Raw genomic sequence first — 14,205 nt, 5'->3', positions numbered from 1 at the left:
GCCGGGCCCGGATCAATGGAGTGATGGGGTAGCGTCATGGCAGGCAAGCTCAGCTTCGACGAATTGAAGGCGGCCGTCGGAAGCGGCGAGATCGATACCGTTCTCGCGGTCCAGATCGACATGCAGGGACGGCTGATGGGCAAACGGTTCCATGCCGAGTTCTTCTGCGAGAGCGCCTACGAGGAGACCCACAGCTGCAACTATCTCCAGGCGAACGACATGGAGATGTACACGGTCGAGGGCTACAAGGCGACGAGCTGGGAAAAGGGCTACGGCGATTACACGATGAAGCCGGATCTCTCGACGATCCGCCGCATTCCGTGGCTCGAAGGCACGGCGCTGGTGTTCTGCGACCTGCTCGACCATCACACCCACGAAGAGGTCGCGCATTCGCCGCGCGCGATCCTGAAGAAGCAGGTCAAGCGGCTGGAAGCGCTGGGCATGAAGGCCTTCATGGCCTCCGAGCTGGAATTCTTCGTCTTCAAGCAGAGCTTCGAGGAAGCCCACGCGCAGGGATACCGCAATCTCGACGTGATCAGTCCCTATAACGAGGACTACCACATCTTCCAGACGACCAAGGAAGAGGGCCTGATGCGGGCGATCCGCAACGGCCTGCACGGCGCCGACGTGCCGGTGGAGAACTCCAAGGGCGAAGCGGACGCCGGCCAGGAAGAGATCAATGTGCGCTATGCCGAGGCGCTGACCATGGCCGACCGGCATGTGCTGATCAAGAACGGCTGCAAGGAGATCGCCTGGGCGCAGGGCCGCGCGATCAGCTTCCTCGCAAAATGGAATTACGACTATGCGGGCAACTCCTCGCACATCCACCAGTCGCTCTGGACGCTGGACGGTAAGCCGCTGTTCTTCGATCCGGACGCCAAATACGGCATGTCGGAGATGATGCAGAGCTACCTCGCTGGACTGCTGGCGCATGCCAAGGAGATCACCTGTTTCCTTGCGCCCTACATCAATTCCTACAAGCGCTTCGTCGCCGGCACCTTCGCGCCGACCAAGATCGTCTGGTCGATGGACAACCGCACGGCCGGTTTCCGCGTCTGCGGCGACGGCACCAAGGCGGTGCGTGTCGAGTGCCGGATCGGCGGCTCGGACCTCAATCCCTATCTCGCCATGGCGGCGCTGATTGCCGCCGGGCTCGACGGGATCGAGAAGAAGATGAAGCTCGAAGGCGAGTTCAAGGGCGATGCCTATGTCGGCACCGGCGTTCCGGAGATCCCCGCCACGCTCCGCCAGGCGGCCGACGAGCTCGACGGCTCGAAGATGCTGCGGGCGGCCTTCGGCGACGACGTGATCGACCATTATGTGCATGCGGCCCGCTGGGAGCAGGCCGAATACGACCGTCGGGTGACCGACTGGGAAGTGAATCGCGGGTTTGAAAGGGCCTGACACCCAAATGAGCAAGATGCTGCAATGTATTTCGCCGATCGACGGCTCGGTCTTCGCCGAACGGCCGGTACTAGGTCTCGATCAGGCGCGGGAAATAATCGCCGCGGCGCGGGAGGCCCAGCGCGCCTGGGCGGCGCGTCCGCTTTCCGAGCGTGTCGCCCTGGTGCGCGCCGGCGTTGCCCGGCTCGGCGAGATGCAGGCCGAAATGGTGCCGGAACTGGCGCATATGATGGGCCGGCCGGTCCGTTACGGCGGCGAGTTCGGCGGCACGAACGAGCGCGCCTCCTACATGGCGGAAATCGCCGAGAGCGCGCTGGCGCCGATCGTGATCGAGGACTCGGACAAGTTCGAGCGCCGCATCCTGCGCGAGCCGCACGGCCTCGTCTTCGTGATCGCGCCCTGGAACTATCCCTACATGACGGCGATCAACACCGTCGCGCCGGCGCTCATCGCCGGGAACGCGGTGGCGCTGAAGCACGCGACCCAGACCCTGCTGGTCGGCGAGCGCATGGTCCGCGCCTTCGAGGAGGCGGGGCTGCCGAAAGGCCTCTTCGTCAATCTCTTCCTCGACCACGGCACGACCGAGGCGCTGATCTCTTCGAAGAGCTTCGATTTCGTCAACTTCACCGGCTCGGTCGGCGGCGGCCGTGCCATCGAGAGGGCGGCGGCGGGTACCTTCACCGGGCTCGGCCTCGAGCTTGGCGGCAAGGATCCTGGCTATGTGATGGAGGACGCCGACCTCGACGCGGCGGTGGACACGCTGATCGACGGTGCGATGTTCAATTCCGGCCAGTGCTGCTGCGGTATCGAGCGGATCTATGTGCACGAGAGCCTCTACGACGCCTTCGTCGAGAAGGCGGTGGCGATCGTCTCCGGCTACAAGCTCGGCAATCCGCTGGAGGAAGCGACGACGCTCGGCCCGATGGCGCACAAGCGCTTCGCCGCTGTGGTGCGTGAGCAGACCGCGGACGCGGTGGCCAAGGGCGCGAAACCGCTGATCGATCCGGCGCTCTTTCCGCAAGACGATGGCGGCGCCTATCTGATGCCGCAGATCCTTGTCGACGTGACCCATGAAATGACGGTGATGCGGGAAGAGAGCTTCGGCCCGGTCGTCGGCATCATGAAGGTCTCCGGCGACGAGGAGGCCATCCGCATGATGAACGACAGCAATTACGGCCTCACCGCCTCGCTCTGGACCAAGGACGCCGGACGGGCCGCGGCCATCGGCGCGCGGATCGAGACCGGAACCGTCTTCATGAACCGCGCGGACTATCTCGATCCGGGCCTCTGCTGGACCGGCTGCAAGGATACCGGCCGCGGCGGCGCCCTTTCCGTGATCGGGTTCCAGAACCTGACACGCCCGAAATCCTACCATCTGAAGAAAGCCTGACGGCCATGAGTATCAAAGCCAACTGGAGCTACCCGACCGCGATCCGCTTCGGCGCCGGACGCATTGCCGAGATCGGCGAGGCCTGCGCCGCCGCCGGCATCAAGCGCCCGCTGCTCGTCACCGACAAGGGCCTTGCCAGCCTGCCGATCACGGCGAAGACGCTGGACCTGCTGGAGGCCGCGGGCCTCGGCCGGGCGATCTTCTCGGAGGTCGATCCGAACCCGAACGAGAAGAACCTCGAGGCCGGCATCAAGGCCTTCAAGGCGGGCAATCATGACGGCGTCGTCGCCTTCGGTGGCGGCTCCGGCCTCGACCTCGCCAAGATGGTCGCCTTCATGGCGGACCAGAAGGGCTCGGTCTGGGATTACGAGGATATCGGCGACTGGTGGACCCGCGCCGATGCCAGCAAGATCCATCCGAGCGTCGCCGTGCCGACCACCGCCGGCACCGGTTCCGAGGTCGGCCGCGCCAGCGTGCTGACCAATTCCGAGACCCACGTGAAGAAGATCATCTTCCATCCGAAGGTGCTGCCGAGCGTGGTGATCTGCGACCCGGAACTGACCGTCGGCATGCCGAAGCCGATCACGGCCGGCACCGGCATGGACGCCTTCGCGCACTGCCTTGAGGCCTTCTGCAGCCCGCATTACCACCCGATGAGCCAGGGCATCGCGCTCGAGGGCATGCGGCTGGTCAAGGAGTACCTGCCGCGCGCCTATGCCGACGGTGGCGACATCGAGGCCAGGGCCCACATGATGAGCGCTGCGGCCATGGGCGCGACTGCCTTCCAGAAGGGCCTCGGCGCGATCCATGCGCTCTCGCACCCGCTCGGTGCCGTCTACAACACCCACCACGGCACCACCAACGCGGTGGTCATGCCGCCGGTGCTGCAATTCAACCGCCCGGCCATCGAGGACAGACTCGCCCAGGCGGGCGCCTATCTCGGCATCTCCGGCGGGTTCGACGGGTTCTACGACTATGTCCTGGAACTGCGCGAGCAGCTCTCGATCCCGGACAAGATGTCCGAACTCGGCGTCGGCACCGACCGGATCGGCGAACTCGCCGCCATGGCGATCGAGGATCCGAGCTGCGGCGGCAACCCGGTGGAGCTCACGGTCGAGAACCTGACCGAACTGTTCAAGCAGTCGATCTGACCGCTTCCTCCCGTGTGAGCCTGGGGCGGACCTTCGGGCCCGCCCCTTTCTTTATCGGCGGCGTTCTCTTCAGGTATTGCCCGGCAAGTTGTGCACGGATATGTAGAACGCCTTCGAAATCGCTCAGGGTAGAGCCAGTTTGCCTAGTTAAATGCCGGTCTCACCAGAACCACGAATCTCAGCGCGGCCCGTGATCACGGCGCCGCTCCTTCTGTTATGGAAGTTTCGCGTGGTGGCGGTCGAGACCGGTTTGGCACGGCTGAACCGCGCCGGATAACCCGGCCGCTTAAACGCAATTTCCTGAAGCTCTGCTTCCGTATCCGCGCCTGATCGGATCCCGTCATCCGGCGAACTTCCCAGTGGGAAGTGCGAACCGGCATGTCCGATATCCTTTGGGCCAGATGGACAATCGTCCCGACGGCCGCCCCTGAACCGCAGCTTCATTGCAGGCACTGCGGCACGGTCAGGAATTTTGCCAGCAGCGGCAAATTCAGGCTGAACAGCAACGGCAAGAAGCTCGATGCCTGGCTGATCTATAAATGCGTCGTCTGCAGCGACACCTGGAACCGTCCGCTGCTCGAGCGGCACCCTGTCGGCGTTCTGGATCCGGCGTTCCTCGATGCTTTGCAGAGAAACGATCTAGATCTCGCGGATCGTATTGCCTTCGATGTCGCAGGTCTGAGGCGCCGCGCGCAACGCGTCGAGGAATTTGGGGGTGTGCGTGTCACCAAGACGGCCCTGGCGCCGCTCCCGGCCAACCCGGGGGCGATCGTGATCGAGCTTTCGGTTCCCGCTGCACCCGGCTTGCGCCTTGATCGGCTGCTCGCGCAGGAAACCGGGTTCGCCCGTTCACGCATTCGGGCGCTTCTCAAAGAGGGGGCGCTGCGGGTCGAGCCGGAGGGAGTACGCGCCATGCGGAAACCAGTGCGGGACGGGACGCGGGTCGTCATTTCGGGCGTGTGGATCGACCGGTCCTGCATTGCAGACTAGGTGCGGTGATGCAGAATCCGCCCGATGAAGTTCAGCAGCAGCTGCGCCGCGAGCGTCGTCGTACAGCCCGCATGGTCGTAGTCCGGCGCGACCTCGACCAGATCGACGCCAACGACGCTGCCCCGCTTCGTCAGCCCGTCGAGCAGTTCCAGCCCTTCGTAGTAGGTGAAGCCGCCATGGCTCGGGGTGCCGGTGCCGGGGGCGATGGAGGGGTCGAAGCCGTCGATATCGATGGTGACGTAATAGCGTTTGCCGGCCGGGATGCGCTCCAGCACCGCCGCGACGCCGAGTTTGCGGAACTGGCGGACAGAAAGGATGTCGGAGCCCATGGAACGCGCCGCCTCGTAGCCCTCGCGGGCAGTGGAGGAGACGTTGCGGATGCCGATCTGCGTCAGGCTGGTGACATAATCCTTTTCCGCCGCCCGGCGCATCGGGTTGCCGTGGCCGGCGCGGACGCCGTGGCGCTCGTCGACGAAATCGAGATGGGCGTCGATCTGCACCAGATGCACCGGTTCTTCCTCGGAGAAGGCGTTGATGCAGGGAATGTTCACCGAGTGGTCGCCACCGAGCACGACGGGGATGGCGCCGGCTTTCAGGATCTTGCGCACCCCGTACTCGATATTGGCGTGGCTCTGCTGGGTGTCGGTATGAATGATGTCCGCGTCGCCGAGATCGACGATCCGCGTTGTCTCCGCCGGCAGGTAGGTGATGTCGTCCTCGTGGTCGTAGGCGCCGCCATGGCCGAAGGAGAAAAGGGTGGAGGCCTCCCGGATCCCGCGCGGACCGAAGCGGGCGCCCGCACGGAACTGGGTGCCGAAATCGAACGGCGCGCCGAGCACCGCGACATCCGCCTCGATGGCGTCCCAGTCCGGCTGATAGGGGTACTTGCCGAAGGTCGAAATCCCGACGAAGGGCAGGTTGAGGCGGCCCGTTTCGTAACCGTGCGCTGACATGATTTGATCCCGGCGGACTGGAAGAGAATGCGTGCGCGCATTGCAGTCCATTCCGGCTGATCCCACAAGCAGGATCGTTTAGGGCGACAGCTCGCGAAAACCGGCTGTGCCGTTGTCGAAGAGGACAATGAGCAGATGCCCCCAGGGCTCCAACCATTCGCTGTGGCGATGGTCGTTGCGGGGAACGATATGCTCGATGCGGTAACCGGCAGCCGTCTTGGTGCAGCGGACGGGTTCGCCGTCGACGGTGACGGTGACGGGTATCGCGTCGGCGCCGAACTCTGCCGTGATCCGCACCCGGCGCGTATCGAGCAACTCTGCCGAGGTCGAAAAATCCGGCGCGGCCACGCCCTCCGATGCCGCTCCCTGAGCTTCGAAAGGAGTGCCGAGTTCCGGAGTGCGCGGCGGTGGAACCCTCCTCGCGCCCGTGGCCTCGAAAGCCGCTGCGAGTTGCAGCAGAAAAGTGTCTTGATAGGCCCGCCCGGCAAAGGTGAGGCCGGCCGGCATGCCGATATCGGCCATTGTCCCCATGGGCACGGTGACTGTCGGGATGCCGAGATGACGGATCGCGAGATTGCCGTTGGCGACCCAGACGCCGTTGCGCCAGGCCACATCGGCGGAGGCCGGGTCGGTGTCCGCGTCGGCCGGGCCGACATCGGCGACGGCGGGAAAGACAATCGCGTCGAGACCGAGATTGTCCATCCAGTCCTCGAGATCGATCCGGCGGGTTTCCTCGAGCCTTTTCACACCCTCGGCAATATGCGGAATGGCCCTGAAATCGGTGAGGTCGAGGCTACGCGCATAATCCGGATAGAGACTGATCGTGTCGTCGAAGCCGGTATAGCGGTCCGGCAGGCTGCCCTTCGGCACGGGGAAGATTTTCCCGCCATCGACATTGGCGAGCCGCCGACCGTTCGCCGAAAGGAACTCCTCCCAGGACCAGACCGAGAGGTCGACGATCTCGCGCTGGAGATATTCGGCGCCGACAAGCTCGCGGCTTTTGATCGTGGGGCAGCCCGGACGGTCGCCCTCGTAGTTCGAGACAGCCGGAAAATCGACGAGGACCACTTCGGCGCCGGCGGCTTCCATCGCCTGCCGTGCCGCCTCCCAGAGCGCGATGATCGACGGCCGTGTGTCGATGCGCTGCCCGGTCGGCCCGCCGATGCCGGGATGCGCGGCCGTGCCCGCCTTCGGGTCGGCATTGATGTACATCGCCGGCACGCCGATGCGCTTGCCCTTGAGCGATGCGTCCTCGGCAAGAGCGGCATAGGAAGCGGGGCGGATGCCGGAGGCTTTCGGGATCTTGACCCAGGGCTGCATGCGCCAGAAGTCGCCGCGTGTCTCGGGATCGTCGGCGACGATCACGTCAAGCAGCTCCAGCAGGTCGGCCATTGTGCGCGTATGCGGCACCACCACGTCCATGGTCGGGACCAGCGGCCAGTTGCCGCGCACCGAGATGACGCCCCGGCTCGGCGTATAGGCGCAAAGAGCATTGTTGGAGGCGGGGGCGCGGCCGGACGACCAGGTTTCCTCCCCGAGCCCGAACGCGGCGAAGCTCGCCGCCGTCGCGGTGCCGGACCCGTTGGAGGAGCCGGAAGCGAAAGCGGCCGTCAGCCAATCGGCATTGTAAGGCGATTCCGCACGGCCATGGAGGCCGCGCTGCATGCCGCCATTCGCCATCGGTGGCATGTTCGTATGGCCGATGAAGATTGCGCCGGCGGCGCGCAACCTGGCGATGGCGAAGGCGTCGTCGGCGGCGATGAGATCGGCAAAGGCGGGCGAACCGGCGGAAACCGGAAGCCCCTTCACCATGTAGCTGTCCTTCGCCGTATAGGGGATACCGTCCAGCGGTCCGAGCACTTCGCCGCGCGCGCGGCGCCGGTCGGAGGCGAGCGCTTCCTCGAACATGGCCGGGTTCAGCGCGGTTACGGAATTCAGTCGCGCTCCATGACGGTCATAGAACGCGATGCGGTTGAGGTAGCCCGCGACGAGGGCAACCGAGCTGGTGCGGCCGGTTTCGAGCGCGGCGCGAAGCTCGGCGATGGAGGCATCGACCAGCCTCATGTCTTCGGTTTCGGCTGTTGCTGCGTAATGCAATGAATGCCGCCGCCGCGTGCGAAGAGCTCGCGGGCATCGACCGTCACCACGCGGCGGCCGGGATAGGCAGCGGCGAGGATATCCCGGGCCCGTGCATCCGCCCCCGCTTCCCCGAAACCGCAGGCGATCACACCATCATTGACGACGAGATGGTTGACGTAGCTCCAGTCGACCGGCCCATGGGCGTCGGTCAGGGTGTCGGGCGCTGGCAGGTCGAGGATCTCGAGACGGCGACCCCGCGCGTCCGTCGCTTCGGACAGGAGCGCGCGGATCTCCTTCGTCACCGCATGGTCGGGGTGGTCCGGATGACACTGGTCGTGCAGCAGCACGGTGCCGGGCGAGGGGAAGGTCGCGACGATATCGACATGACCGCGGGTGCCGAAGCGCTCGTAATCCCGCGTCAGGCCGCGCGGCAGCCAGATCGTTTTCGTGGCGCCGAGGGTGCGGGCCATTTCCGCCTCGACGCGCTCCTTGTCGGCATGCGGGTTGCGGTCGGGATCGAGCTGCACCGTCTCGGTGAGGAGGATTGTTCCTTCGCCGTCCACATGCAGGCCGCCGCCCTCGTTGACGAGCAGCGAGGAGACAACCGGCACGCCGGTAAGTCCGGCGATGAAACGGGCGATGCCGCGATCGTTCCGGGCGGATGTCCAGTCGCCGCCGCCCCAGCCATTGAAAATCCAGTCGATTGCGGCAAGCGATCCGTCTTCGGCATGCACGAAGGTCGGTCCCGGATCGCGCATCCAGAAATCGTCGATGACACGCTCGATGATCTCGATCTCGCTCGACAGCATGCGGCGTGCCCGCGCCATCTCGGACGGATCGACGAGGATCGACACGGGTTCGAAAGCCGCGATGGTGTTGGCAACCTCGGCCCAGGCGGCATAACCGGCTTCCTGTTCGGAGGCGCTGGAGCCGAGCGTTGCGCCTTCACGCGGAAACGCCATCCAGATCCGGTCCTGGGGAGCTGTTTCCGGCGGCATGACCCAGGTCATTCTCGAAATCCCCTGTAAACTGAAAGGCGGGGTACCTCCGCCGCATGCATTTTTTCAGGGGCGGGCAAAAAGGAAAGGGAAAAACCGGGCAAGGCTATCGCATTCGGCGCATGTCGGACCATGCGAGTGCGGCGCTGCGGGGGATGTGGCCGGTTGTGACAGGATCGGATATCGTCCGGCGTGCTTGGCTTGGAGAGTCGGCGACATGGCGAGAGTCCTGTGCATTGGGATACTGATCCTTCTGGCGGCGGTTTCCGGGCCGCGCGCCGAGCAGGTGCAGGTCCCCGCCGAGGGCGGGATTTCCTTGAACGCCCGCCTCGAGCTTCCGGACAGTCCCTACCTTTTCCCGGCGCCCTGGCCCGCTCTGGTGTTCCTCCATGGTTGCAGCGGCCTTGGCAGGAATGGGGGCGTCTCCTCGACCTATCGCGCATGGTCCAACCACATGACCGCGCAGGGCTATGCCGTGCTGATGATCGACAGCGCGGGCTCGCGCGGCATGGGCGCGACCTGCGGCAACGTGTCGGAACGCAGGACCATGCTCCGGGCGCGTCCGGGAGACGCCTATGCGGGGCTGCGTTTTCTGCAGGCGCGCAGCGACATCAAGGCGGACCGGATCGGCCTGATCGGCTGGTCCCAGGGCGGGGGCATCGCGCTGCTGACCCTGTCGCGCAGGAGCATAGGACGTCCGGTGCCACCGCCCGCGCACGATTTCAGGGCGGCGGTCGCGCTCTATCCGGGCTCGTGCAGCGAACGGCAGCAATCGCAGCCCTTTACCGACGTGGCACCGGGAAGCTGGTCGACGGTCGCGCCGCTTCTGGTCCTGCATGGCGGCGCCGACAACTGGACCCGGCCCGCGCCCTGCAAGACCTTCATCGATCTCGCCCGGAGCCGGGGTGAGCCGGTCGAGATGGTGATTTACGAAGGTGCCGTGCATTCCTTCGACGCCCCGAACATGAAGCTGCGGAAGCGGCCGGGACCGCTCACCGCCGCGGGCGAGGCGCCGCTTCAGGGGACCGACCACGTGGCACGGCAAGACGCTTTCCGACGGGTTCCGGCCTTCTTCGACCGCCACCTGAAAGCTGAGTGAGAGCGGGCTGGACGAGCCGATCTTCCGCCCGGGAGAGGATGCGGCGGTTCTTCTCACGGTCCGCTTTTCAATTGCCAATTACGGGTAATAACGTCACATTCCGAACGACTTGGACAAAAACTGGAGCCATCCTTGGCGGTCCGAACCCTGATCCTGCTGGTGTGCCTTCTGACAGCCGCTTGTGCCGAGCTGCCCCTGCAGTTCGGGCAGAAAGCCGAGGCAGAGCCGCCCCGGCCGCCCGAGCCGCGCTATTGCTACAAGACCCTCGGCAAGGTCAATTGCTACTCCCAGCCTCTCGACGGCAAGGAAGCCAACCGGCTTGTCGGCTATGAGGGCCCATCCCCCAGACCGAACGCCGGCACCGGTCCTCTCTCGCCCTGACGGGGCTTTCAGTTCATTGATTTGACGGAATTTTCCTTGAAACGGGTACTCCCGCCACTCTTCGCAGCCTTCGCCCTTCTGCTTTCCGGTCCCGCCGTCGCCGCGGATAGCCAGCGGCAGACCTATGGAGAGGCCATGGACTGGTACCGTGCACAGGCCGAAGCCGGCGATGCGAAGGCGCAGTTCTATTACGGTCTGGCACTGGAGCGCGGCGCGCAAGGTAGCCAGGGCGAAGCAGACAGGGCGCGGGCGGTCGAGCTCTACAAGAAGGCCGCAGAAGGCGGGTACGCGCTCGCCCAATACAGGCTCGGGGTGCTCTACCAGATCGGTCAAGGCGTCCCGAAGGATCTCGCCGAAGCCCGTAAGTGGTTTGGCGCCGCCTCGGATGTCGGTCTGCGCGAGGCGGAGTTCAATTACGCGATTATGCTCGAGACCGGGACCGGCGGATCGCGGGATCCGAAGGAAGCGGCCCGTCTCTACGAGATTTCGGCCGGAAAGGGTGTGCGGCAGGCTTTCCTACCGCTCGGTATTCTTTATGCCCGCGGCGAAGGTGTCGACCGCGACCTGATCGAAGCCCTGAAATGGCTGATTCTGGCGGAGAGGGCCGGCGCCGACGGCGTCCATCAGGCAATGAGCACGGTGCGCGCGGCAATGGAAGACAAGGACCAGGCGGAAGCAGCCAAGCGGGCGGATGCCTGGCGTATGACCCTTCCTGAGTAGGGCGGATTGTCACGTGTCGCAGATTGATTGGACTTCCCGGCGCCACCCATTACCCTGAGCGGGACATCCCATCGCAAGGATCAGGGAAATGCCGAATATTCTGCGCGCCGCTGCGGCTGCGCTCACTCTTGCCCTTTTCCCGGGCGCTGGCGAAGCCTATCACGAGCCTGGTCATCTGACCGTCAAGGACCTGGCCGTTGGTTCCGGTGCCGTAGCCTCCGAGAACGCTTCGGTGACGGTCCATTATACCGGCTGGCTGATGGACGGGACCAAGTTCGACTCCAGCCTCGATCGCAATACGCCCTTCACCTTCACGCTCGGCGCCGGACAGGTGATCCCCGGCTGGGATGAAGGCGTGGAAGGTATGAAGGCCGGAGGCAAGCGCGAGCTGATCATTCCGGCCGACATGGCCTATGGCGAGAAAGGCGCGGGTGCGGGGCTCATTCCGCCGAATGCGACGCTCAAGTTCGAGGTCGAGCTGATCTCCGTCGCGGCGCCGAAATTCAAGACGATCGGCAATGCGGACCTGAAGGCGTTGATCGATCGCGGGGTCACCGTCATTGACATCCGGCGTCCGGACGAGTGGGCGGAGACCGGAACCGTGCCGGGAGCGAAGAAGCTGACCGCTTTCGACGGGCGCGGCCAGTTCGTGCCGAGTTTCCCGGAAGCGGTCGACAAGCTGGTCGCCCGAGATCAGGAAGTCGTCCTGATCTGCCGCACGGGCAACCGCTCCCTCGCGCTCGCCCGAGCGATGGCCGACCAGGCCGGTTACGCGCGGGTTTACAATCACGAAACCGGAATTGTCGGCTGGACCAAGGACGGCAATCCGGTCGAGAAGTAGGATATTCCGGTGACAGCATCAGGAATTGCGGGCCCGCGCTACGCACCCTATGCCAACGGCAAGTTCGCATTGGCGATGGGGCTGGTTGCGCTCGATCCCAAGGACTGGATCGACGCGGATGACAATCGCGCGGCGGAACTCCTGGAGAAGGAACGCCTGCTCGCAGCGAACCGCAAGGCGGTGTTCGACGCCCTTCCGGGCTGCGAGGAGGCCCAGCGCGAGGTGCTCGTGCTCCTGCTGGAGCATCTGGAAAAATACCATCCGGGGCTGATCGGCTTCGAAGACGGTACCGTCACCGTTCGCGAGACCGGAAAGAGTTACCGGATGGCGGATTTCGCCGACCAGGCGCTCGATCTTGCGGGCCGGCTGGTACAGGAGGATCTCTGCCTGATGCGGCCGGGCGAGGAAGGCTATGTCCTTATCGCCGCCTCGCTCTGTTTTCCGGCACGCTGGCTGCTCGCCGAGAAGCTCGGCCAGCCGATGATGCGGATCCATGAACGCGTTTCGGGCTATGCCGAAAAGCTGGGACGCCCGGTCGACCGGTTCTTCGAGCATCTGAGGTCCGACAAGCCGGTCCAGCGGCTCAACTGGTCGATCATGGACGATCCTGCCCTGTTCCAGACCGGCGGCAAGTTCCGTACGGAGGCGGAGGCCGTGATTACGCGGGAGAATGCGGGCGACCGGCTCTGGATCCGGATCGAACGCCAGACCCTGAGGCGTCTGCCGAAATCCGGCGATATTCTCTTCACCATCCGCACCTTCGTCGATCCGCTTTCCTGCCTGGAGACGCGCCCGGACCTCGCTGCGGCTCTGCGATCCGCTCTGGCGGAGATGCCGGAAGGCATGCAGCGCTACAAAAGCCTGCCGCCATTCCAAGATGCGCTCATGCGTTATCTCGACGGACTCGCGTCGAAGGCCGCTTAACGCGATGGATATCGAGTCGCTCGTCGCAGAACTGCGCAAGCCCGAGACCCTGGAGATCCTCGGACAGACTCTGCAGCCGCATCTGCGCGAAGGCGGACGGACGCTGGTTTACTCGATGCCCTATGCCGACGCGATCGGGCATCTGGCGCCGGAGCCGCACTACCTGGCCTCGCTTTATGGCGACGAATACGACCGGATCGTGCTTCTGACGCCGCCGCGCGCCGTGCCGAAGATGAAACGTCCGCTCTACGACCTTCTGGCGCGCGATTTCGGCATGGCGGAAACCCAGCATGCGCCTCTCCTCCTGCTCCGCGATCTGGATCGCGGGATCGTGCGGATGGGGCCGTTCGAGCTGTTCCTGGTGCACACGCACAAGTTCTACCGTGCCTACACGTTGCATCGCGCGGCCCGGAAGCCTATGCGGTTCCTCGAACTGAGCGAGGAGATGCGGAGTGCAGGAGATCGCTGGTTGCGGGACGTCGATATTGAGCCCGGAACGCCGTTCGTGACACTCCATATGCGCGACGAGGGCTATTCTCATGATTCCAGCAGCGCACCTTATGGAAAGCTGAGGGCGGTCGATCCCGCGGGGTTCCGTCCAGCGGTCGACTGGCTTCTGGAGGCCGGCTATGCGGTCATCCGGCTTGGCGCCGCCGGCGCGCCTCCCTTCGATCACCCGTCGCCTCGCATGATCGATCTTGCGCACGATCCGAGGGCGGAGGACTTTCTCGACATCTATCTGATGGCGACCTGCAGTTTCTCGCTGAACTGTCAGTCCGGACCGGAAGCGCTGGCGCGGGCATTCGGCCGGCCGAGCGTCAACAGCAACCTGTTGCCGACTGTGATGAGCCACCATCTCGACAGCGATATCTTCCTCTTCAAGCGGCTCTATCGCGGCGACAGCACGGAGCCGCTGTCCTATGCCGAGCAGCTCGAGTTCATGCTTCCGAACAGGCTTATCTCCGGACCGCTGCCGGATATCGACTGGTATCAAGCGCATCAGTTGAGGGCGAAGGACTGTTCGTCCGAGGATCTGCTTGCAGCGGTTCAGGAAATGCATGCCCGCGTCGCGGAGGGTGCGTCGGAGGAAAGTGCGGCCAACGACCGTTTCGTCGAAATGAGCCGGACCTACCAGGAGCGGATCGCCGACAACGAGATCGCCCGTTTCCAGGGCAACGACGTCTATGCCTACGCCCACCGCATGGGAACGCTTTCCGCCGCCTGGGCGGGGAACAATCCGTGGTTCCTCGGCTGACCGGACCTGCCTAGACTGGC

General features: G+C 64.8%; 13 protein-coding genes. 10 read left to right on the top strand and 3 right to left on the bottom strand.

Going from position 1 to position 14,205, the window contains the following annotated elements; genetic code table 11:
• The first annotated feature begins 36 nt into the window (after positions 1-36).
• From IG122_RS07805 to IG122_RS07790, 4 genes are all read left to right on the top strand, one after another.
• The gene (locus tag IG122_RS07805) at positions 37-1,404 is read left to right on the top strand and encodes a glutamine synthetase family protein (protein ID WP_193182173.1); all 1,368 of its coding nucleotides are present in this window, start codon (positions 37-39) and stop codon (positions 1,402-1,404) included.
• Positions 1,405-1,411: 7 nt separating this feature from the next.
• Positions 1,412-2,794, top strand: coding sequence for an aldehyde dehydrogenase family protein (locus tag IG122_RS07800; RefSeq protein WP_193182172.1), 1,383 nt, complete (start codon positions 1,412-1,414; stop codon positions 2,792-2,794).
• A gap of 5 nt (positions 2,795-2,799) precedes the next feature.
• A complete protein-coding gene (locus IG122_RS07795) occupies positions 2,800-3,945 on the top strand; it encodes an iron-containing alcohol dehydrogenase (protein ID WP_193182171.1) in 1,146 nt (381 codons plus the stop codon).
• A 378-nt stretch (positions 3,946-4,323) separates the two neighbouring features.
• Positions 4,324-4,935: a DUF1062 domain-containing protein gene (locus IG122_RS07790; protein WP_193182170.1), complete on the top strand. Its 612-nt coding sequence runs from the start codon at positions 4,324-4,326 to the stop codon at positions 4,933-4,935.
• Here the strand turns inward: IG122_RS07790 and speB are convergent.
• From speB to IG122_RS07775, 3 genes are all read right to left on the bottom strand, one after another.
• The gene (gene speB, locus IG122_RS07785) at positions 4,932-5,888 is read right to left on the bottom strand and encodes an agmatinase (protein WP_193182169.1); all 957 of its coding nucleotides are present in this window, start codon (positions 5,886-5,888) and stop codon (positions 4,932-4,934) included. The two genes, IG122_RS07790 and speB, sit on opposite strands and share 4 nt — an antisense overlap.
• 78 nt (positions 5,889-5,966) lie before the next feature.
• The gene (locus IG122_RS07780) at positions 5,967-7,952 is read right to left on the bottom strand and encodes an amidase (RefSeq protein ID WP_193182168.1); all 1,986 of its coding nucleotides are present in this window, start codon (positions 7,950-7,952) and stop codon (positions 5,967-5,969) included.
• Positions 7,949-8,977 carry an agmatine deiminase family protein gene (locus IG122_RS07775; RefSeq protein WP_193182167.1) on the bottom strand — a complete coding sequence of 343 codons (1,029 nt, stop codon included), beginning with the start codon at positions 8,975-8,977 and terminating at the stop codon, positions 7,949-7,951. The genes IG122_RS07780 and IG122_RS07775 overlap by 4 nt, the downstream gene beginning before the upstream one ends.
• Before the next feature lie 205 nt (positions 8,978-9,182).
• On the opposite strand from IG122_RS07775, the gene IG122_RS07770 reads away from it, so the two are divergent.
• From IG122_RS07770 to IG122_RS07745, 6 genes are all read left to right on the top strand, one after another.
• Positions 9,183-10,064, top strand: a complete 882-nt coding sequence (locus IG122_RS07770) for a dienelactone hydrolase family protein (RefSeq protein ID WP_193182165.1) — start codon at positions 9,183-9,185, stop codon at positions 10,062-10,064.
• Between the two features lie 132 nt (positions 10,065-10,196).
• Positions 10,197-10,445, top strand: a complete 249-nt coding sequence (locus IG122_RS07765) for a hypothetical protein (protein ID WP_193182163.1) — start codon at positions 10,197-10,199, stop codon at positions 10,443-10,445.
• Positions 10,446-10,481: 36 nt separating this feature from the next.
• Positions 10,482-11,165, top strand: a complete 684-nt coding sequence (locus IG122_RS07760) for a tetratricopeptide repeat protein (RefSeq protein WP_193182161.1) — start codon at positions 10,482-10,484, stop codon at positions 11,163-11,165.
• Between the two features lie 88 nt (positions 11,166-11,253).
• On the top strand, positions 11,254-12,006 hold the full coding sequence (locus tag IG122_RS07755) for an FKBP-type peptidyl-prolyl cis-trans isomerase (protein WP_193182159.1): 753 nt from the start codon (positions 11,254-11,256) through the stop codon (positions 12,004-12,006).
• 9 nt (positions 12,007-12,015) lie between these two features.
• Positions 12,016-12,930, top strand: coding sequence for a heme-dependent oxidative N-demethylase family protein (locus tag IG122_RS07750; protein ID WP_319024837.1), 915 nt, complete (start codon positions 12,016-12,018; stop codon positions 12,928-12,930).
• 4 nt (positions 12,931-12,934) lie between these two features.
• On the top strand, positions 12,935-14,185 hold the full coding sequence (locus IG122_RS07745; protein ID WP_193182157.1) for a TIGR04372 family glycosyltransferase: 1,251 nt from the start codon (positions 12,935-12,937) through the stop codon (positions 14,183-14,185).
• Positions 14,186-14,205: the final 20 nt, after the last annotated feature.

Source organism: Nisaea sediminum (assembly GCF_014904705.1).
In the GTDB taxonomy this organism is placed as follows: Bacteria; Pseudomonadota; Alphaproteobacteria; order Thalassobaculales; family Thalassobaculaceae; genus Nisaea; species Nisaea sediminum.
Note: the sequence above shows the minus strand (reverse complement) of the source record. Positions and strands in the feature narration are given on the sequence as shown.

Excerpts from the sequence above, each read along its gene's own strand:
- speB (WP_193182169.1), bottom strand. The coding sequence starts at position 5,888 with ATGTCAGCGCACGGTTACGAAACGGGCCGCCTCAACCTGCCCTTCGTC.
- IG122_RS07745 (WP_193182157.1), top strand. The coding sequence starts at position 12,935 with ATGGATATCGAGTCGCTCGTCGCAGAACTGCGCAAGCCCGAGACCCTG.
- IG122_RS07790 (WP_193182170.1), top strand. The coding sequence starts at position 4,324 with ATGTCCGATATCCTTTGGGCCAGATGGACAATCGTCCCGACGGCCGCC.
- IG122_RS07800 (WP_193182172.1), top strand. The coding sequence starts at position 1,412 with ATGAGCAAGATGCTGCAATGTATTTCGCCGATCGACGGCTCGGTCTTC.
- IG122_RS07770 (WP_193182165.1), top strand. The coding sequence starts at position 9,183 with ATGGCGAGAGTCCTGTGCATTGGGATACTGATCCTTCTGGCGGCGGTT.
- IG122_RS07780 (WP_193182168.1), bottom strand. The coding sequence starts at position 7,952 with ATGAGGCTGGTCGATGCCTCCATCGCCGAGCTTCGCGCCGCGCTCGAA.
- IG122_RS07755 (WP_193182159.1), top strand. The coding sequence starts at position 11,254 with ATGCCGAATATTCTGCGCGCCGCTGCGGCTGCGCTCACTCTTGCCCTT.
- IG122_RS07805 (WP_193182173.1), top strand. The coding sequence starts at position 37 with ATGGCAGGCAAGCTCAGCTTCGACGAATTGAAGGCGGCCGTCGGAAGC.
- IG122_RS07775 (WP_193182167.1), bottom strand. The coding sequence starts at position 8,977 with ATGACCTGGGTCATGCCGCCGGAAACAGCTCCCCAGGACCGGATCTGG.
- IG122_RS07795 (WP_193182171.1), top strand. The coding sequence starts at position 2,800 with ATGAGTATCAAAGCCAACTGGAGCTACCCGACCGCGATCCGCTTCGGC.